Origin of the sequence: Bacteroides ndongoniae (assembly GCF_900108345.1) — a bacterium.
Taxonomy (GTDB): domain Bacteria; phylum Bacteroidota; class Bacteroidia; order Bacteroidales; family Bacteroidaceae; genus Bacteroides; species Bacteroides ndongoniae.
This window is the reverse complement of record NZ_FNVV01000014.1, coordinates 1600141-1620488: the sequence shown is the minus strand read 5'-3', so window position 1 is coordinate 1620488 and position 20348 is coordinate 1600141. Positions and strand designations below refer to the sequence as shown.

The 20348-nt window shown below is 49.5% G+C and carries 19 protein-coding genes; 6 read left to right on the top strand and 13 right to left on the bottom strand.

What is annotated here, in order from left to right:
- The 5 genes from BQ5591_RS17585 to BQ5591_RS17565 all read left to right on the top strand — a co-directional run bounded on the left by BQ5591_RS17585 (position 1) and on the right by BQ5591_RS17565 (position 6117).
- Positions 1-1146: a TlpA family protein disulfide reductase gene (locus tag BQ5591_RS17585; protein WP_071150324.1), complete on the top strand. Its 1146-nt coding sequence runs from the start codon at positions 1-3 to the stop codon at positions 1144-1146.
- 764 nt (positions 1147-1910) lie between these two features.
- The gene (locus tag BQ5591_RS17580; RefSeq protein WP_071150323.1) at positions 1911-2516 is read left to right on the top strand and encodes a hypothetical protein; all 606 of its coding nucleotides are present in this window, start codon (positions 1911-1913) and stop codon (positions 2514-2516) included.
- Between the two features lie 5 nt (positions 2517-2521).
- Entirely contained in the window at positions 2522-3043 is a 522-nt protein-coding gene (locus BQ5591_RS17575) for a hypothetical protein (RefSeq protein ID WP_071150322.1), read from the top strand.
- A 28-nt stretch (positions 3044-3071) separates the two neighbouring features.
- The gene (locus BQ5591_RS17570) at positions 3072-4784 is read left to right on the top strand and encodes a M64 family metallopeptidase (protein ID WP_071150321.1); all 1713 of its coding nucleotides are present in this window, start codon (positions 3072-3074) and stop codon (positions 4782-4784) included.
- Positions 4785-4911: 127 nt separating this feature from the next.
- Complete coding sequence (locus BQ5591_RS17565) at positions 4912-6117, top strand: hypothetical protein (RefSeq protein ID WP_071150807.1); 1206 nt, start codon at positions 4912-4914, stop codon at positions 6115-6117.
- Positions 6118-6187: 70 nt separating this feature from the next.
- Here BQ5591_RS17565 and miaA read toward each other — a convergent pair whose 3' ends face one another.
- The 6 genes from miaA to BQ5591_RS17535 all read right to left on the bottom strand — a co-directional run bounded on the left by miaA (position 6188) and on the right by BQ5591_RS17535 (position 12411).
- Positions 6188-7087, bottom strand: coding sequence for a tRNA (adenosine(37)-N6)-dimethylallyltransferase MiaA (gene miaA / locus BQ5591_RS17560; protein ID WP_113740898.1), 900 nt, complete (start codon positions 7085-7087; stop codon positions 6188-6190).
- A 124-nt stretch (positions 7088-7211) separates the two neighbouring features.
- Positions 7212-7775 (bottom strand): IS1096 element passenger TnpR family protein, encoded by a 564-nt coding sequence (locus tag BQ5591_RS17555; protein ID WP_022163148.1) that lies wholly within the window; start codon positions 7773-7775, stop codon positions 7212-7214.
- 15 nt (positions 7776-7790) lie between these two features.
- A complete protein-coding gene (gene lpxA, locus BQ5591_RS17550; protein ID WP_022163149.1) occupies positions 7791-8567 on the bottom strand; it encodes an acyl-ACP--UDP-N-acetylglucosamine O-acyltransferase in 777 nt (258 codons plus the stop codon).
- Positions 8568-8666: 99 nt separating this feature from the next.
- Entirely contained in the window at positions 8667-10052 is a 1386-nt protein-coding gene (locus tag BQ5591_RS17545) for a bifunctional UDP-3-O-[3-hydroxymyristoyl] N-acetylglucosamine deacetylase/3-hydroxyacyl-ACP dehydratase (RefSeq protein ID WP_071150319.1), read from the bottom strand.
- A gap of 3 nt (positions 10053-10055) precedes the next feature.
- Positions 10056-11096 (bottom strand): UDP-3-O-(3-hydroxymyristoyl)glucosamine N-acyltransferase, encoded by a 1041-nt coding sequence (gene lpxD / locus BQ5591_RS17540; protein WP_071150318.1) that lies wholly within the window; start codon positions 11094-11096, stop codon positions 10056-10058.
- 85 nt (positions 11097-11181) lie between these two features.
- Positions 11182-12411 carry an HD domain-containing protein gene (locus BQ5591_RS17535; protein WP_071150317.1) on the bottom strand — a complete coding sequence of 410 codons (1230 nt, stop codon included), beginning with the start codon at positions 12409-12411 and terminating at the stop codon, positions 11182-11184.
- 308 nt (positions 12412-12719) lie between these two features.
- On the opposite strand from BQ5591_RS17535, the gene BQ5591_RS17530 reads away from it, so the two are divergent.
- Entirely contained in the window at positions 12720-13802 is a 1083-nt protein-coding gene (locus tag BQ5591_RS17530; protein WP_083381020.1) for an alpha/beta hydrolase, read from the top strand.
- 113 nt (positions 13803-13915) lie between these two features.
- Here the strand turns inward: BQ5591_RS17530 and pyrF are convergent, their stop codons facing one another.
- The 7 genes from pyrF to BQ5591_RS17495 all read right to left on the bottom strand — a co-directional run bounded on the left by pyrF (position 13916) and on the right by BQ5591_RS17495 (position 20089).
- The gene (gene pyrF / locus BQ5591_RS17525; RefSeq protein ID WP_071150316.1) at positions 13916-14743 is read right to left on the bottom strand and encodes an orotidine-5'-phosphate decarboxylase; all 828 of its coding nucleotides are present in this window, start codon (positions 14741-14743) and stop codon (positions 13916-13918) included.
- Between the two features lie 277 nt (positions 14744-15020).
- Positions 15021-16133 (bottom strand): peptide chain release factor 1, encoded by a 1113-nt coding sequence (prfA, locus tag BQ5591_RS17520; RefSeq protein ID WP_071150315.1) that lies wholly within the window; start codon positions 16131-16133, stop codon positions 15021-15023.
- 123 nt (positions 16134-16256) lie between these two features.
- Positions 16257-17405, bottom strand: coding sequence for a Fic family protein (locus tag BQ5591_RS17515; RefSeq protein ID WP_071150314.1), 1149 nt, complete (start codon positions 17403-17405; stop codon positions 16257-16259).
- Between the two features lie 25 nt (positions 17406-17430).
- Positions 17431-17709 (bottom strand): hypothetical protein, encoded by a 279-nt coding sequence (locus BQ5591_RS17510; protein ID WP_071150313.1) that lies wholly within the window; start codon positions 17707-17709, stop codon positions 17431-17433.
- 18 nt (positions 17710-17727) lie between these two features.
- Positions 17728-17940 carry a hypothetical protein gene (locus BQ5591_RS17505; protein WP_159434508.1) on the bottom strand — a complete coding sequence of 71 codons (213 nt, stop codon included), beginning with the start codon at positions 17938-17940 and terminating at the stop codon, positions 17728-17730.
- Between the two features lie 191 nt (positions 17941-18131).
- A complete protein-coding gene (locus tag BQ5591_RS17500; protein ID WP_071150311.1) occupies positions 18132-19301 on the bottom strand; it encodes an AIR synthase-related protein in 1170 nt (389 codons plus the stop codon).
- A gap of 107 nt (positions 19302-19408) precedes the next feature.
- Positions 19409-20089 (bottom strand): CPBP family glutamic-type intramembrane protease, encoded by a 681-nt coding sequence (locus tag BQ5591_RS17495; RefSeq protein ID WP_071150310.1) that lies wholly within the window; start codon positions 20087-20089, stop codon positions 19409-19411.
- Positions 20090-20348 lie beyond the last annotated feature (259 nt).

Genomic DNA, 20348 nt, shown 5'->3' with positions numbered 1-20348 from the left:
ATGTCGGTGATGAGGTGCATGCCATGGCTGCTCGTTTGGTTTGTTTGCTCCGTTTGGGGGGCTTCCCCTTCCGATGGGAAATTCGTCATTCGTTGGAACTTGAAGAACATGCCCGACAGTGTGAAGGGGGTACTTTATGATTTTAATCCCCGTATGGGTGTCGGCAAAGCCATTGCTGAGTTTCCCCTGCAAGACGGACAGATGGTTTATGAAGATACGATTTCCCGCCCTCGTCATCTGAGGTTTTTCGGTTGGGGAAAAGGCTTTCCCAACTGGGTACTCGACTTGTGGGTGGAGCCTGGCGGTTGGATTGACTTTCAGGGCGAGGACAAATGGTTGAACCGGTGGATGGTGACGACCAACGTCGGTCTGCAGAAAGACATGTTGGGTTATGAGGCCTGCGTTGCCGCCGAAGTGGAAGAAATCCTCCGTCTGGACGCAGAAACCGAGCGAGGGGACAGCTTATCTTCGAAACGCTTGCGTGAGCTGAACAACCGTATTGTCAGCAAGGGACTTTCCTATCTGAAGACGATACCCGTAACGGAAGCATGGTTGGATAAGTTTCTGGAAATCGCCTGGTATGCCACAGGCCAACAAGACTTCCTGGCCTCCTGTCGTCCCGACTTTCAGCAGCTCTATGCCCGTCTTCCCCTCGATTGGCAGAATACGGAAAGGGGGAAACTGATGGAGTCGTACGCTTTTCCCGCTCCCACGGTGGAAGAGGGTGACGAGATGGTGGACGACCTACTTTATGACGCTGACGGCGGGAAACATCACTTGTCCGAGCTGAAAGACCGCTACATCCTGCTTGACTTTTGGAGTATAACTTGCGGGCCTTGTCGCATGGCAGAGCCGGAATTAAAGGAAATAGCCGAAATCTATGCGGGCAAGCTGGCGCTGGTAGGCATTTGTACCGACGATAAAGAGCGGTGGACTACTTTTCTGTCCGAACACGAGATGCCCGGCCACCAGTGGAACGAACTGAAAACTGGCGGACGGACGCTTGCCTCGCGTTACAAAATGAGCGGAATCCCTTATTTTGTACTGATAGCTCCCGACGGGAAGATACTGGAGATGTGGAAAGGCTATCGGAAGGGAATCTTGAAAAAGAAGTTGGAGAAACGGATATCTGCGTTGTCAAAATGACACTTTGATTCCCCAACCCCGCTAGAATCGCGTATTTCGGACGCGAGGCGGACTCGGTGAAAAAAAAAGGAGCGGAGAATGTCTTTCTGCCTTATTTATAGACGTATAGCGAAAACTTTACATTTGAAATAGAATAAAAACAGGCTCCGGAAACGGAAAAAACGGAGCCGGAAACATGGAAACGGTACTTCCGGAATGCGGAAGTGCCGTTTTTTTTCGTCGGACATGCTTTTTCAGGGCTATTGACAAGCAATCTGGGGCCGGATTGCAAGCATTGTTGGCGTTCCGCACAAGCATTGTTCGTGTTCGGTACAAGCAATCCGGCGGAGCGGTGCAAGCGTTGCTCCGGCTTTTATAACGTTTTTTACATGGTTTACTCTTCCGTTAGTCTTTTCTGAAAAACGGACGTGTCACTTAAATACTAAGAATACTTTCATTTTGCTGCATGAATAGCGTTTTCACCTGTAGATTTGCTTTTTTCAGAAAGGCAGGAGTTGTTTCTTGGTGTTTTGGGGGATTTATGCGATATAAGCCTTAAAAAAAGAGTTCTTCTATTGTATTGTATCGTAATTATTGTATATTTGCTGCATACAAAACCTTAAAATTTATAAAAGATTACATTATGGAGAGTATTTTTTTAACAAAGAAATGGCACACAATGTTGCTTGTGTTGTCTACGCTGTTTGTTTTTAGCGTCGTGTGATGATTCTTCTGACGAAGGAGGAACAGTTACAACCCCAAAAATCATTCAAAGCGAAGAGATTTTGGATAACCCTATTACGCTGGCCTTTTCGTGGGAGGCTGTAGAAAATGCGGTTGAATATACCTATCAGCTGGAGGCTGTGAAGGAACCCGAGAACGAAGTTATTGTAACTGGCAAGACAAAGAGCCTGAACGTAGAGATTGCCAGTACGAAAGAAGCCGAACTGTTTTATTCATCTGAATATTTATTCACTTTGAAGGCTGTTTCATCGGATGCATCGGTGGTATCTGAAGCGGCAGAAGCACGTGTGACCACCAGCAGCGGCCCGATTGCATTGTCTATCGAGAACCTGACTTACCGCTCGGCTTTGATGAAGTCTGTGCCCGAAGACAAGGACATGTACTATCAGCTGGCACAGATTCCTGTCGAGACTTATACAGCCTATGATTCGGATATGGAGTTTATCGAAGGTTACGACTTCGGATATTATAAGAAAGTGGGTTCTGCCATGCCTTGGATACCTTGGTACGCCTTTATGCAGGAAGGTTCGGATAAGGGTAATGTTGAATATGAAACCCGTATGCTGAAACCTAATCAGAATTATCTTATGTATGCTTACGGTGTGGAATTTGACATGGAAATCCTGATGATCCTGTCAAGATCGTGACTCCGATGATCAAGTACTTCTTTACAACTCCAGAATGGCAGGTTACAAGCAATGGTACATTCACGTTGAGTGTAGAAAACCAGGAATTGGTAGAAGTTGCAGAAAACGATTATATCGTCAATATCAAGCTGAAAGTGACTCCTTCGAATGCTAGCGAGAGATATTATATTGCATTTGTTGAAAACAGCATGCTGGATGACAACTATACCATGTATGACTTTGCCTTCGATGCCATTTATTCGGAAGAAATTTATGGAGGCGTGAGAGACTGGGGAACAGCTGAAATATTGTCTTCGGGCGAGAAAGTGCTTGCTTCCATGGATTATGGATGGGGCATTTATCCAGGAACAGACTATAAGATACTGGTATTCGGTGTGGATAGCAAAGGCTTGGTTACTACAGAAATTGCAAGCATTGACTGCGCTACAATTGGCGACGCTGCAACAAAGAATACTGTACGTACTAGTGCTGTAAAGAAGAATTTCAAGACAACGAAAGCGCCTGTAAGCGTGATTGATAGAATGTAATATTCAGTAATTTCAAATCTGTATTGATATGAAAAAAATATATTATCTATCTTTGTTCTTTCTTTGCGCACTGTTCGTTCTTTCTTGTTCGGACGACGATAACGAAAACTTACCAGACATTTCGGTAACGTCTTCGATAGAAAATATCTTGTTGCCGGCAGCTAAGAATGCACAATATACCATCGAATTTGTAGCTGGATCGACTTGGAAAGCTGAAACCGATGTAGAATGGGCTACTGTATCGCCCCGTTCGGGTAATGCAGGTGAAGTGAAAATTTCGCTGATTGCGAAGGAATCCAATAATACCGGTTTGGATCGCTCCGGAGTACTGAAACTGACCGGAGCCAACGGAACTCCCGTAGAAATTGCTTTCACCCAGTTTACTTCGGATGTTGTCCTCTTGAAACAGGCCAAATTTGATGTGCCCTGCGAAGGACAGGACCTGGTACTGGAATTTGCTACAAACGTGGATGGTAAGTACAAACTGATGGTTTATTCCAATGTTAGCAGCTGGATTAAGCCTATCAAGGCACCCGAATCGCGTGCTTTGACCGAAGGAGTTTTCGAAATTCGGGTACTTCCCAACGAGACACGTGATGTACGCGAAGCTACCTTCCAGATATATATCGTTGACAAGAACAACACAGACAATGTGCTGATGGAATCAGAAAAAATCTACATCCGTCAGGAAGGTGAGCCGGTAGAAACTTCGACCGATTATTCGGCTGACAAGCTGGTAAAAGTATTGCAGTCACACTCGAAAGGCAATGGTGTACCTATCGTCATCATGGGTGATGGCTTTGTGGATAAAGAAATTGCCGAAGGCTACTACGATCAGGTGATGGACAAGGCTGTGGAAAACCTCTTTACGGAGGAGCCTCTGCGCTCGTTGCGCGAATATTTCGACATCTGGTCGGTGACGGCTATTTCCAAGAACAATGCTTTTGGTGAAGGCTACAGCACCGTTTTCGAATCGGAACTCGCAGGAAACGGTAGTTCGGCCATCTCTGGAAACATGGAGAAAGTTCTCGAATATGCTTCTGTAGTTGACGAGCTGAAAAACCTGGAAAAGATGGAAGAGACTTTGGCGATTGTGTTGCTTAACACCAGTGTGTATGCCGGTACTACTAACATCGGTTATCGGTTGAACGGCGACGAAATGTCTGAGCTTGCCATTGCTTACTGTCCGGTGATAGAGAATCTGGAAAGCGAAACTTTCCGCCAGGTACTTTGCCACGAGAGTATGGGACATGGTCTGGCTAAGCTGCTCGACGAGTATTCTTACCAGACAATGGGTGAAATACCATTGACACAGGTTAGTGCGTATCGTGAGTTCCAGTCCTATGGATGGGCCATGAACGTAGACTTTACTGGCGACAAGGACAAGATTCTTTGGAAGCACTTCCTTCAGGATCCCCGTTATCAGGGAGTGGATGCCTTTGGTGAAGAGCTGGGCGCATACGAAGGTGCCTGCACCTACTGGACTGGCGCATGGCGTCCGACCAACGAAAGCATGATGCGTAATAACATCAATGGCTTTAACGCTCCTTCACGCGAAGCCATCTATAAGCGTGTCATGTCTACCGCCTATGGCGATTCGTGGACGTACGATTACGAAACGTTTGTAGAGTTCGACCAGGCTCACTTACCGCAACCGATGACACGTAGCGCAGCCAGCGTGAAACCGCTGAAGCCGCTGCCTGCTCCGCGCTTTGTGAACAAGACGGTCTGGATAAACTAAACAGAACTCAGGTATATTAATTGAAGAAGAGAAGGGTGTGCATTGAAATATGCATGCCCTTTTTCTTTCTGGCATTGAAAACTTCTTTATCTTTGCCGGGTGTGCATATTGTATTTTCTTTTTGTATATGAAGAATTTTGTTTTCTTGTTGGTAGGGCTTTGGGGCCTGATACTTCCTGCTCTGGCCTGTACTTCTGCTGTTGTGTCGGGACGTGCTACGCCCGACGGACGCCCTTTGCTGTGGAAACACCGTGATACGGATTTCCTGAAGAATCATGTAGAGTTTGTCCGTGGGGAGAAGTTCGACTTCATTGCTGTGGTGAACAGTGAGGATTTCCACCGGAAGCGGGAGGCGTGGATCGGTACCAATTCGGCGGGATTTGCATTGATGAATACACAGAGTTATAATCTGGTAGAGGTGAAGGACGGTGAGGAGCGCGGTGAGGCTAACGGACGTGCCATTTACCGGGCATTGGAAATTTGTGCTACGGTGGATGATTTCCGTCACTATCTTGACACACTTGCAAAGCCCAGCAGGATAGAAGCCAATTTCGGCGTAATCGATGCACAGGGCGGAGCGATGATGTTCGAGGTGGATTACTATACGTATAAGATATACGATGCCAATGATCCCGAGGTGGCACCAGCGGGTTATGTAGCCCGTACCAACTTTTCTGTTTCGGGACAGTACGGACCGGGAGCAGGCGTGGTGCGTTATCAGGAAGCAGTCCGCGTGCTCGATCCCTTGGCTGCCAGTCATTCGGTTACTCCCCAGCGTATATTCAACGACCTGGCACGTTCGTTCCACAACTGTGTGTTGGGCATCGACTTGTGCCGTCCGCCTTTTACGGAGGCAGGAGCTTCGGGATGGTTTGTCGATCAGGATTTCATCTCGCGCAGCAGCACTTCGTGTTCGGTGGTGGTGCAGGGAGTGAAACCGGATGAGTCAGCCTCATTAACCACCATGTGGACTGTGTTGGGCTATCCGCCTACGGGTGTAGCCGTTCCGTTGTGGGTAGACGAAACATTGCCACCGATGGTTTGTATGGACAATAGTCTGGGCACTTCACCTCTGTCTTATGAATCGTTGCAGCTGAAGGATAAAGTATTCAGCCTGAAGGTTGGCATGGGCAGCGAACGCTACATGCACTGGGCGTTGCTATACAACGAAAAAGGAGATGGCTATATGCAACGGTTGGCTCCTGTAGAGGAGGAAAACTTCCGGCTGGCGGAGTCTTTGTTGGAGCAGTGGCGACGCAAAAACAAGGTGGAGCGGGAAGAAATGCAAGCTCTCTATCGCAAGTTGGGCAAGTCGATGGATTTAGTAAACTAGTTGACGAGGCTATAGGCCACAAGGCTTTTTTAAACTCATCACCTCGTCCCCTCGTTAACTTGTCAACTTGTCACTTCATCATCTGTGAGCGAAGATATGCCAGTATCTCCGTTTCCTGTTCGGGATGAAACCAGCGGATATCCGTGTCGCGCTTGAACCAGGTCATCTGTTTGCGGGAGTAGATGCGGGAATTCTGCTTGATTTTCTCTACGGCAAAGTCCAGTGTCCATTCGCCGTCCAGATACTTGAAAAGTTCTTTGTAGCCCACGGTGTTCAGCGAGTTGTAGTCCTTATGGGCATAGACGCTGCGGGCTTCTTCCAGCAGTCCGTCGGCCATCATCTGGTCGACACGGCGGTTGATGCGGTCGTAGAGTTCCTCACGATCTCGGGTCAGACCCACCTTGACAATGCGGAAGGGACGTTGTTTAGTCTGCCGGGTGCGGAAGGAAGTATAAGTCTTGCCCGTCATGTAGCAGATTTCGAGGGCGTGGATGACACGTTTGGGATTCTTCAGGTCCACAATCTGATAGTATTCGGGATCGAGCAGACGAAGCTCGGCACACAGACGTTCGAGGCCTTCTTCTTCGTAGCGGCGCAGCATCAGCGAGCGCGTTTCGCTGTCGACGGTAGGAATGTCATCGATGCCTTTGCAGACGGCGTCGACATACATCATGGAACCTCCAGTCAACACTACGGCATCTTTTTCCTTGAACAGGGTTTCGAGCAGTTTTATGACTTCGGCTTCGTATTGAGCGGCACTGTAGTAGTCGGTCAGTCCCAGTGTACCCACAAAATAGTGTTTCACCCGTTGTAGCTGTTCTTCGGTGGGGGCTGCTGTGCCGATTTTCAGGTCGGCATACAGTTGCCGTGAGTCGGCCGAAATGATGCACGTGTTGAACGCTTCGGCCAGCCGGAGACTAAGTTCCGTCTTGCCAACACCGGTAGGTCCTATGAGTACAATGAGGGTCAAGGGAAATGAAAAAATGAAGAATGAAGAATTAAGAATGAAAATAAAGAATGAAGAATGAAGAATTGCAGCTTGTGGATAAATTCTTCATTCATCCGCAAAGCAGAAATTCTTCATTCTTCATTTTTTAGTATCTGTCTTCGTCGTAAGGATTGCCTCCTCCGCCTTCGTCGAAGCCACCAAAACCATCTTTGTCGAAGTCTTCCATGTCGAAGTCCTGATCGCCATAGAAGTTCTCGTCGAGGTCGAGGGCAGCACTGTTCTTGGCTTCGAACTCGTTGAAGTCGATAGTCTGTTTGGGTGCATCGCCTTCGCTCTTGGTACATTTGGCACCTTTAATGGTCTTGCCGGTGATGATTTCAGTAAGTTCGATGAAGAAGCAACGTTCGGTCATGTAGTCGAATACGTACAGCAGTTTCTGCTTTTCGTCTTCTACCAGTTCGCTGATGCGGGTGTCCTTCATCACCCAGCTGTCTATTTCCGGATTGTCATCCATTTCTTCCAGGGTGACTTCCTTTTCCTTTTCCCAGTCTTCATCGCAGATAAAGAACGAGGTCATCTGGTCGTTGGTATATCCGGTCGATTTCAATATTGCTTCGTGGAAGTCGTAGAAAGTTGCTTCCGGGTCAATCTGTATTTCTCTGACAAAGTCCTCCACCTCATCGGAGATGATAGTAAATCTGTAGATCATAATAGGTACTTGTTATTATTTTCCGCCGGGGATGATGCCGCGGGCTGATTCGCGTATAAAGGTTACGATGTAATTGATTTCGGGTGTCATTTCCATTTCCTCCTCGATCTTCTTCAGGGCATCGGTGGTATTCAGTCCGCTCTGATAGATGATGCGGTAGGCATTGTGGATCTGTTCGATGGTTTCGTTCGAGAAACCGCGACGACGCAGGCCTACAATGTTCAAGCCTGCATAGCAGATAGGCTCACGACCGGCAATGATGTAAGGAGGAATGTCTTTGCTGAAACGGCATCCGCCCTGTATCATTCCATATCCGCCTACACGGCAGAACTGGTGCATCAGTACGTTGGCGCTGATGATGGAGTTGTCGTCAATGATTATCTCACCGGCCATCTTGGTAGAGTTTCCGATGATACAGCCGTTTCCGATGATGGAATCATGGGCAACGTGTACTCCTTCCATCAGCAGGTTGTTACTGCCTACAACAGTCTTCCCTTTGGCTGCTGTACCACGGTTAATGGTTACGTTTTCGCGGATCAGGTTGTTGTCTCCGATTTCGGCTGTCGTTTCTTCGCCTCTGAATTTCAAATCTTGAGGGACTGCACCAATCACGGCTCCCGGGAAAATGGTATTTCCGTTGCCGATGCGGCTTCCGTACATAATGTTGGCATTGGCCATAATTTTGTTATTATCGCCGATTACCACATTCTTGTCGATGAATACGAAAGGGGCAATCTCTACGTTTTCCCCGATTTTTGCTTCGGGATGGATATACGCTAAGGGACTGATCATAATATGAATGAAGAATTAAGAATAAAGAATGAAGATTTCTGTTTGCACACCGGAACACGTCACAATAGATTCTTCATTCTTCATTCTCCATTATTAATTTTATTTGTTCTTTACTATTTGCGCCATGAATTCGGCTTCGCAAACTACCTTTTCTCCAACAAATACATATCCTTTCATGGTCGAAACACCACGACGGATGGGGGCCAACAGCTCTACACGGAATATCAGTGTGTCGCCGGGTACAACTTTCTGACGGAATTTTACACCGTCTATTTTCATAAAATAAGTAGAGTAGCGTTCTGGTTCATCTACCGAGTTCAATACCAGCAGACCACCAGTCTGTGCCATTGCTTCTATCTGCAGCACACCCGGCATGACGGGTTCTTGCGGGAAGTGACCCTGGAAGAACGGTTCGTTGGAGGTCACATTCTTTACACCTACAATGTAATTGGCACCGATTTCGATCACCTTGTCCACTAGTTGCATGGGGTAGCGGTGAGGCAAAAGTTCGCGAATGCGGTTTACGTCCATGATGGGAGCGCGGTTGCAGTCGTACGAAGGTGCCTGAATTTCGTGCAGGCGGATCTCTTTACGCATCTGGCGGGCAAACTTGTTGTTGATGGTATGTCCCGGACGGGTAGCGATGATACGTCCTTTGATGGGCTTTCCGATCAAGGCCAGGTCACCGATGACGTCGAGCAATTTATGGCGTGCACATTCGTTGGGCCACACCAGCGGTTTGTGGTTGATGTATCCCAGCTGTTTGGCATCCATGTGAGGAACGCCCATTACATCGGCCAGTTTGTCGAAGCTTTCCTGTGACATTTCACGTTCGTAGATGACAATGGCGTTGTCCAGGTCGCCTCCTTTGATGAGGCCTGCCTGAAGCAGCGGCTCAATTTCGCGTACGAAGACAAAAGTACGGCTGGCAGCCACTTCGTCTTTGAATTTGGCCATGTCTTCGAGGGTAGCAAACTGGTTGGGAAGGATGTTCGAGTCGTATGAAACCAGGACGTTCAGACTGAAGTTTTCGTCCGGCAATACGATGATGGACGAACCGGTGGCTTCATCGCGGAATTCAATCTTGGATTTGATGATATAGAAATCCTTCACGGCATTTTGTTCGACGGTGCCGACCCGTTCTATTTCGTTGACGTAGTATTGCGAACTGCCGTCCAGAATCGGAAATTCAGGACCGTTCACTTGTATCAGACAGTTGTCTATCCCCAATGCGTAGAGGGCTGCCATACCATGTTCGATGGTGCTGACTTTTACTCCGTTTTTGGAAAGTACAGTACCACGTGTGGTCTCTGTTACGTTGTCGGCTACAGCATCAATAACGGGTTGTCCTTCCATGTCGATGCGTTGGATTTTGTACCCGTGATTGTCTGGGGCCGGATTGAAAGTAACAGTCAGGTCAAGTCCCGTATGAAGTCCTTTTCCGCTGAGCGAAAAACTGTCTTTCAGAGTCTTTTGTTTCAACATGAGTTACTTATTTAATTGTTGTTTCAATTCATTGAGTTCTTTGCGGAGTGCATTCAGTTCGAAATACATATCCGGCAGTTTGCGGAATACAGCCTGTGCCTTGAAGTAAGGTTTCAGTTCCATGGGAGGCGTACCTATCAGTCGGCTACCGTCTTTCAGGCTGCCGGGGACACCCGACTGGGCACCTAAATCTACCTTATTGCCGATATGAATGTGTCCGGCAATTCCTACCTGGCCACCGAACATACACCATTCACCCACTTTGGTGGAGCCGGCGATGCCTACCTGGGCTGCCATAACGGTGTGCGATCCGATCTCGTCGTTGTGGGCTATCTGAACCAGATTGTCGAGCTTTACGCCACGGTGTACGATTGTTGCTCCCATTGTGGCACGGTCTACACAGGTATTAGCGCCAATTTCTACGTCGTCTTCCAGGATAGTGATACCGATTTGTGGTATTTTTTCATAACCTTCGGGAGTCGGTGCAAAACCGAAGCCGTCGGCTCCGATGACGCAACCTGCGTGCAAGATGCATCGATTGCCTATCCGGCAGTCGTGATAGACTGTGACGTTGGAATAGAGGATACAGTCACTGCCTACCTTGGCTCCGGCACTGACGGTAGCATGCGGATGGACGGCGGTGTTGTCTCCAATTTCCGCGTAGTCGCCTATGTAGGCAAAGGGACCGATGTAGACGTTTTGTCCAACCTTGGCGGTGGGTGCGATATAAGCCAGCGAGTCGATTCCTGTCAGTTTGGGCTTGCTCTGTTCGTAGAGTGTAAGCAGCTTGGCAAGGCTCTCGTAGGCATTATCTACCTTTATCAGAGTGGCTTTGATGTCATGCTCGGGTACGAAGTCTTTGTTCACCAGAATGATACTGGCTTTCGATTCGTAGATGTAAGGAGTGTACTTGGGATTGGATAAAAAAGAAATGGCTCCCGGTATACCTTCTTCAATTTTGGCAAAGGTATGTACGGTTGCGTTTTCGTCTCCTACAATTTCTCCCTGTATGTAGGCAGCTATTTGTTTGGCTGAAAATTCCATGTTTTCTTCTTGCTAAATGGTTTTCAAAACACAAATAACGGACTTTTTTTTTATATTTCCTTGTCCTTGGGTGAATATTTTATACTTACTTATGTGCCCGAATGTAGCAAAGGTAGTATTTTTTTACCTTTTTCGAGAGCAGGGAAATGTTGAGCATATCCGAAGCTTCGGCAATGTTTTTGATGGTGCCGTCCTTATAAACAATGTCGATGCTGTCATCGGCCGGGTCGTACATGTTTTTTTCGATGCCTGGCGTTGAGATGAAATAGGTGGCTTCTTCGGACGTCACTCCCAACATTTCGCTGATCTGTCGGGTCAGTTCGGCTTTCCGCTCTTCGGTAGCCGGTTCGGATGATATTTCTACTTTGAACAGGCGGCGGTTTACCATGCCTGCACTGAGGGTAGACAGCACTTTATCCGGATGGTTGCACCATACTTTCAGTGATGTCCAGATGTCGTTGTCGTCCAGTTGGATGAAGTTTTCCAAACATTCGGGCCGACTGTAGAAGATGTCTCGGTTGATGTCGTTGTAAAGGAAGAAGCGCAGCGCGGGCGAAGCAAATACTTCGATGCCTTTGGCAGCCAACTCCTTGGCACGCAGCAGTGCGGCAATGAGCATTCGCTCGTAGGCCACGGATGCCTTATGCAGATATACCTGCCAGTACATCAGGCGGCGTGCCATGAGAAAGTTTTCGATGGAGTAGATGCCTTTCTCCTCGACGACCAGGTGGTCGTCCTTTACATCGAGCATCTTGATGATGCGGGCTGAACCGATGTTGCCCTCGGTTACACCTGTGTAAAAACTGTCGCGTCGCAGGTAGTCCAGGCGGTCCATGTCGAGCTGACCGCTGACCAGCTGGTGGAGGAAACGTTTGGGATACTCGTCCTTGAATATCTGGATGGCCAGTGTGAGCTGTCCGTTCATTTCGTGGTTGATGCGTTCCATCAGCAACAGGGAGATGTCTTCGTGCGAGACACCACGGACGATGGTGTCTTCCAGCACATGCGAGAAGGGGCCGTGGCCGATGTCGTGCATCAGGATGGCTGCCTTGACGGATTCGGCTTCGCTGTCGAAGATGAAGTTTCCCTTGGCCGTCAGGTGCTGGATGGCTTCGGTCATCAGGTAGTAGGCGCCGAGCGAGTGCTGGAAGCGCGTATGCTGTGCGCCGGGATAGACCACGGACGACAGGCCCAGCTGGCGGATGCGCGTCAGGCGTTGCAGCAGCGGATGGCACACGAGGTCGTAGAGCAGTCCTTTCGGTATGTTGATGAACCCGAAGACGGGGTCGTTGATGATTTTGCGTTCGTAGCTCATGGTTAATTCTGCTTTTTGCAAAGTTCTTTATAATGTTTACGGTCAAAGGTAAAATATTTCAAGCAGATAAGCAAGAAACGGAGGAAAAGAGTGTGGGGAAAGGTGTGTTTCTCAAACCGTAATCTCCGTTATTCCTTCTGTAATTCATATACAAACGCTCGTTATGATTTGCCGTATCTTTGCATTCAGGACAGAGCCGGGTACTATTCCTCCGAATGCTCCGAGCAGCCGAACTTGCAGGGAGGATAGGTATCGGACAATGGAAAGGGAGGAGAAAATTTGCATAATATATAAATAGGTATATCGATATGGTGAACGGACAGAAAAAACTTTCGTGCCTGTTGGCGGCATTCCTGCTGGCAGGCTTTACCGCAGTAAGTGCGGAAACTATAACAGATAAGTATAACTTTTCAAACGAAAATGATATGGAAAAACTGGAACTGACCAACGAGTGGGACAAGGTGTTCCCGCAGAGCGACAAAGTGAATCATAGTAAAGTGACCTTCCACAACCGTTACGGCATCACGCTTGCGGCCGACCTCTACGTGCCGAAGAACGCATCGGGCAAACTGGCGGCCATTGCCGTGAGCGGACCCTTCGGAGCCGTCAAGGAGCAGTCGTCCGGCCTCTATGCACAGACACTGGCCGAGCGCGGCTTTCTGACTATCGCTTTCGACCCCTCGTTTACGGGCGAGAGTGGCGGCCAGCCCCGCTATGTGGCTTCGCCCGACATCAATACGGAAGACTTCTGTGCGGCAGTGGATTATCTTTCAACTCGCGACGATGTAGATCCCGAGCGTATCGGCATCCTTGGCATCTGTGGTTGGGGAGGCATGGCCTTGAACGCCGCCGCCATCGACACGCGCATCAAGGCGACGGTCACCTCGACCATGTACGACATGAGCCGCGTTACGGCCAACGGTTACTTCGACTCAATGGATGCCGACCAGCGATATGAACTCCGCCGCCAGCTTAACGCACAGCGCACTGTGGATTACCGTAATGGTTCGTACGAACGTGCCGGTGGTGTCGTTGACCCGCTACCTGCCGACGCGCCCCAGTTTGTGAAAGACTATTACGCCTACTACAAGACTCCGCGCGGCTATCATAAGCGTTCGCTCAACTCGAACGACGGTTGGAACAAGACTTCTGCCCTGTCGTTCCTCAACATGCCCATCCTGACCTACAGCAACGAGATACGCAGCGCCGTCCTGATGATTCACGGCGATAAGGCCCATTCGTGTTACTTCAGCCGGGATGCGTTCAAGAAGCTGACGGGCGACAACAAGGAACTGCTCCTCATCCCCGGTGCCAATCACACCGACCTGTACGGCAACCTGAAGGTGATTCCGTTCGACAAGATTGAGAGTTTCTTCAGGAAGTATCTGTGATTCTTTAGTTAACAAGGGACGAGTTGACAAGACTACAAGGACATGTCCTCTGTAGTTTATAATCTTGTTAACTCATCCCTTGTTCCTCGTCAACTTGTCTCCTCGTTGGCTCGTCAACCAAGAATAGCCTTCAGCTGTTCGGCCATCTGTGCCTGCACCTCTTGAGCTGCCTTGCGGCTGGCAGCGGCGAAGTTCTCTGTCTTGTCCACATAGATGATGCCGCGGCTGGAATTGACGATGAGGCCGCATTCCTTCGTCATGCCATACTTGCAGACTTCTTCCAGCGATCCGCCCTGGGCACCTACACCCGGCACGAGCAGGAAGTGGTGGGGCACAATCTTGCGGATATCCTCGAACATGCGACCTTGCGTAGCACCTACCACGTACATCATGTTCTCGTCGTTGGCCCATTCCTGGCTTTTGCGTAGCACTTTTTCGAACAGACGTTCGCCATCCTTATCTTCCGTCAGCTGGAAGTCGTGCGAACCTTTGTTGCTGGTCAGTGCCAACAGGATGACCCATTTGCCCTCGTACGTCAGGAACGGTGTCACGCTGTCTTCGCCCATGTAGGGAGCGACGGTCACGGAGTCGATGTCCAGTTCCTCGAAGAAGGTGCGGGCATACATGGCCGACGTGTTGCCGATGTCGCCACGCTTGGCATCGGCGATGATGAACTGGTCGGGATAGTTCTGCTTGATGTAGTTCACCGTCTTCTCGAAAGCCATCCATCCCTTCACGCCCATGCTCTCGTAGAAAGCCAGGTTGGGCTTGTAGGCGATGCAGAGGTCCTGCGTTGCGTCGATAATGGCTTTGTTGAAGGCAAAGATGGGGTCTTCTTCCTTCAGCAGATGTTCGGGAATTTTCTTGATGTCCGTGTCGAGTCCTACACAGAGGAACGACTGCTTCTTTTTGATGTTTTCAAAGAGTTGTTGCTTGTTCATGTCTTTTTATAGTTATGAGCTACAAGCTACGAGCTACAAGTGTCGTAGTGTTGTTGCTCAGGTTTGTTTATAGTTATGAGCTACAAGCTACGAGCTACAAGTGTCGTAGTGTTGTTGCTCAGGTTTATTTATAGTTACGAGCTACAAGCTACGAGCTACGAGTATGTAGCGTGCGGCTTTGCAGCTCTTGGTTATTGTTAGAGTTTTACACATGATGACGGAACTCGTAGCTTGTAGCCCGTAGCTCGTCACTCGTAGCTCATCACTCGTAGCTGCCTTACAGCTCGCTTTCCTTCAACCGTTCTGCATTTTCGGCCACGATGAGGTGGTCGATGCAGTCCTGTATGTCGCCGTCCATGAAGGCGGCCAGGTTGTAGATGGTGTAGTTGATGCGATGGTCGGTGATGCGTCCCTGCGGGTAGTTGTAGGTACGTATCTTGGCCGAGCGGTCGCCGGTAGAGACCATTGTCTTGCGCTTGGAGGCAATGTCGTCGATGTACTTCTGGTGCTCCTTGTCGTAGATGAAAGTGCGCAGACGCGACAGGGCACGCTCCTTGTTCTTGGGCTGGTCGCGCGTTTCGGTACACTCGATGAGGATTTCCTCTACTACGCCCGTGTTGGGGTTCTTCCAGTTGTAGCGCAGGCGTACGCCCGATTCTACCTTGTTTACGTTCTGACCGCCGGCACCGCCGCTTCGGAAGGTGTCCCACTTGATTTCGCCTTCGTTGATGACTACGTCGAACTCTTCGGCTTCGGGCAGTACGGCTACCGAGGCGGCCGAGGTATGCACACGTCCCTGTGTCTCCGTGGCAGGCACGCGCTGTACGCGGTGCACGCCCGATTCGTACTTCAGTGTGCCATATACATTATCGCCCGTGACGGAACAGATGATTTCCTTGAATCCTCCCGCGGCTCCTTCGTTGGCGCTGGACACTTCGAGACGCCAGCCTTTGATGTCGCAATACTTGGAGTACATGCGGAAGAGATCGCCGGCAAAGATAGCTGCTTCGTCTCCGCCCGTACCGCCACGTATTTCGAGGATGGCGTTGCGGCTGTCCTGCGGGTCGGCCGGGACGAGCAACAGCTTGATGTGTTCCTCCAGTTCGGGCAGGCGCGTCTGGCAAGCATCGAGTTCCTCGCGTGCCATGTCGCGCATCTCTGCATCGGTTTCGTTGGCAATGATGTCCTTTGCTTCATCGATGCCGTTCAATACCTGTATGTATTCTTTGCGGGCGTTCATCAGGTCGCCCAGTTCCTTGTATTCTTTCGTCAGCTTGACGTACCGCTTCTGGTCGGCAATGACTGCCGGGTCGGTTATCAAGGTTGATACTTCCTCGAAGCGGGCCACAAGGCCGTCGAGCTTTTCCAGTATGGTGTTGTTTTCTGCCATTTATTACTTATATAGTGATTATATCTTTTTTATATTTTCATGTACCCAAAAACAACAATTCGGGTACATGATTGATTGCTCATGTACCCGAATTGTTGTTTTTGGGTACATGATGTACGGTTGTTATAGCGTTTCTTTCTCATAAACAGATTCTACCACTGTCTGGGGATTCATCTCCGGTGTTTCCTGGCTGGTAAACAGATGGACGAGCGGTGTATTGATATAATAGTTAGTCTTCCATATCTTCACTTTTTCCAATAGTCCTTCTTCTACCATTGTGTCCAAATACTTGGTGGCGGTTTTTCTCTGTACCATCATATCCCGTTCTACAAACTCAATCTTTGTATAAGGATGGAAGAACAGGTTGTTCAGCAACTCGTGTTTATATTGTTTGCCGAACAAAGGACGTAACCGCTGCTTGTATTGCTGCATGAGTGAAGAGATGTTCTTCACCAGTCTTATGGTTTCGCCTGCGGTTTGTTCCACTCCTTTCAGCATGAATAGAATCCATTCCTCCCATTGCTCCAAACTGTTGTTGTTGCGTATGGCTTGTAACAGACGGTAGTACTCTCCTTTATTGCGTGTGATGTATCGGCTCAGATAGAGAATCGGGATGTCCAGCAGGTCGTTGATAACCAGATACAGGATGGAGATGATACGTCCCGTGCGCCCGTTTCCGTCATAGAACGGATGAATGCTTTCAAACTGATGGTGAATGACGGCCATCTTTATCAGAGGGTCGCAAGATGACAATGCAGGGTCGTTGATGTAGCACTCCAAGTTCGCCATCAAATGTTCCACTTCATTTTTGTCCTGCGGTGGCGTATAGACAATCCTTCCGTCAGAACTTTTCAGCATGGTGCCGGGGACTGTACGAAAACCTGCCGAATTGCATTCCAACTGCTGTTGTATCTCTTTGATGATGTTATTGGTAAGCAGTTTGTTGTGGCGAACCAAATTAAAGCCCCGTTGCAGAGCTTGCCGATAGTTCAGCACTTCTTTGGTGGAAGCATTGATGACGGTTTCTTTCAAATCCAAGTCGGCTTTATACAAGTCGTCCTGGGTCGTGACGATATTCTCCACGGCGGAACTTTCACGCGCCTCTTGCAGGGTGAGGGTGCTGATAAGGATATTCTCATTCGGTATGGTCAGAGCAACACCTTTCAACTCGGCCAGTTTCTTGTTGGCTAAGTTCAGCTGCTTCAACACGGCTTTTGTCTCCAAGTCGAATGCAAGCGGGAGTTCCTTTATATTATATTGTCTGTTCGCCATAGTTATTTAATCCAATATTAATGTATTACCACAACCTCCCCTCAACCAGCCAGGACAACAATGCCGCAAGCACGACCACTCCTACGATGCTCAGTATCCATTTCCTGGAAGTCATCCGATATTTCTCCTTATCGACTTCGGGAGCGAGACGGGGACCTGCATAGATTCCAGAGGCTGCACCGATGATGGCGTAGTTCAGGAATCGGAGAACGGGAGCATCCCACCGGTCGCTGAGGACGTAAAGCCCGAAGCAGAAGGCAAGGATGATGATGGCTATGATAATTACTTTTACTGAATGCTTCATATTTCTCATACGTTTTTGTCACACACATTTCTCAAGCAGCCAGAACGCAGTGGTGACTATGCCTATCAGCAACACCAACCGCCACCACTGCAACCGGCGGCCCTTCTCCTCTCTGCCGTCGAGACTGGACAGGTAACCTACCACCATGGGCGGACCTATGACAGCCAGACTGTGCAGATAATCAGAGCCGATGTGCGTGGCCAAAACGCTCAGTAAGACGCCTGCTGCCACGCACAGTGTGAGATACAGAATGAGTTTTCCAAGAGTTTTCTTCATGACCTTGGAGTATTATTTATCTCTTTTACCATGTTGTTATTCCCTCTTCCGGCAGGTATTGTTCCGGTAATATTGCCTCCAAGCCAGTGCACACACCACAATCAGAACAATGACTACATAGCCCATAGTACGCAGGAGCGTTCCAATCAGTACTTGAACTCTCCGAACTCCGAGCGGATGATCAGCTCGCGCTTGTCGCTCTCTTCGATGCGGCCGATGACCTGTGCATCGATGTTGAACGACTTGGAGATGGCGATGACTTCCTCGGCATGTTCGGGCGAGAGATAGACTTCCAGACGGTGTCCCATGTTGAATACCTTGTACATTTCGGCCCAGTCCGTGTCGCTCTGCTCCTTGATGGTGCGGAACAGGGGAGGTACGGGGAAGAGGTTGTCCTTGATGACGCGGCAGTTGTCGCCCACGAAGTGCAGCACCTTGGTCTGCGCGCCGCCCGAGCAGTGTACCATACCGTGGATTTCGGGGCGCAGGGCATCGAGCAATTTCTTTACTACCGGCGCATAAGTACGTGTGGGCGAGAGGACGAGCTTGCCTGCATCCAGCGGGCTGCCTTCTACGGCATCGGTCAGCTTCAGCTTGCCGCTGTACACCAGTTCGTCGGGCACGGCATGGTCGTAGCTTTCGGGATATTTCTCGGCCAGATACTTGGCAAAGACGTCGTGACGGGCCGAAGTCAGGCCGTTGCTGCCCATGCCGCCGTTGTATTCCTTCTCGTAAGTAGCCTGTCCGTAGCTGGCAAGGCCCACGATGACGTCGCCCGGACGGATGTTGGCGTTGTTGATGACATCGCTGCGCTTCATGCGGCAGGTCACGGTAGAATCCACGATGATGGTACGTACCAGGTCACCTACGTCGGCCGTTTCGCCACCTGTGGCATAGACGCCTACGCCCATTTCACGCAGTTCGGCCAGCAGTTCGTCCGTACCGTTGATGATGGCCGAGATGACTTCGCCCGGCACCAGCAGTTTGTTTCGTCCGATGGTCGAAGAGACCAGTATGTTGTCCACTGCTCCTACGCAGAGCAGGTCGTCGATGTTCATGATGAGTGCGTCCTGTGCAATGCCTTTCCAGACGGACAGGTCGCCCGTTTCCTTCCAGTACATGTAGGCCAGCGAGGACTTGGTGCCTGCGCCGTCGGCGTGCATGATGTTGCAATACTCCGGGTCGCCGCCCAGTATGTCGGGGATGATCTTGCAGAAGGCCTGCGGGAAGATGCCCTTGTCGATGTTCTTGATGGCGTTGTGAACGTCCTCTTTCGATGCGCTTACGCCGCGCATCATGTATCGTTGGTTACTCATGAGATAATAAGTTTTTGTTCAATTGAATATGCAAAAGTAGCATTTTTTTGGCAGATAGCCTACTGTGCGGCTGGCATTTTCCTGTTTCTTCTTATGAACAGCAAGAATCAGAGGGCTGCGGGCAGGTTGGTCAGGATATGTAGCAGGATACACAGTAGAAAACCATGCTTAATACGTGCATAGCCCAGTATCAGTCCGCCTGATATCTGATAGATGGAGTAGAGAAGGAAGAATGCTGTTGTGCCTGCCGTTGTACCGCTACCAGTAAATGAATTGCTCAGGTGGGCAAAGCCGAAAGCGATGGCAAGCAGGTAGAAGTACCAGCTGAATTTAATGTTCCTCAGCCACTTCCACCCCTGAAACCAAATGCCGACCGTGACGGCAGCACAACCGATCAGCCGCTCTGTCAGATAAGACGTTTCGTATATTTTGGTGCTTAAAGCCATACTTAGCAGGATGTAGGACATAATTCCTGCCCAGACAGTCAGTATCCAGCGTTTGCGGCGCAGGGGGAAACGGAAAGCCAATTCTTCTGCTATAGGCAGAAAAAGAACTACTCCCCATACGGGGATGTGACGATCGGAATCGGTAGTCGGTGATAAATCCAATGTAATCAGTATGGCCATTCCTATTACAAGGATAAGGCTGGTGCTGAAATACCAAAGGATGGTACGTAGCAGACTTAGAGGAGAGTTGTCACGTGTCACGTCTTCCGAGGGATGGCGAAGAAAGGCGAACAGTCCTTTGTTGCTGCTTATAGCGGAGGTATGATTGTCGGATGCTTTCATGGGAAACGGGGTGGTACGAAGTGAAATGCAGGGGCGGTTTGTCCGCCCCGCTCGTGAGTTTGTTACTGCATACAGGGTTGCAGCATCACTGCAAGCCCGTTTGCAGCGTCACTGCATCCTTGTTTGCAGCAGTACTGCAAGCCTGTTTGCAGTAACTCTGCAACCTGTGTGCAGTAACTCTGCAACCTGCGTGCAGCAACTCTGCAGCCTGTGTGCAGTAACTCTGCAGTCTGCGTGCAGTAACTCTGCAGTCTGCATA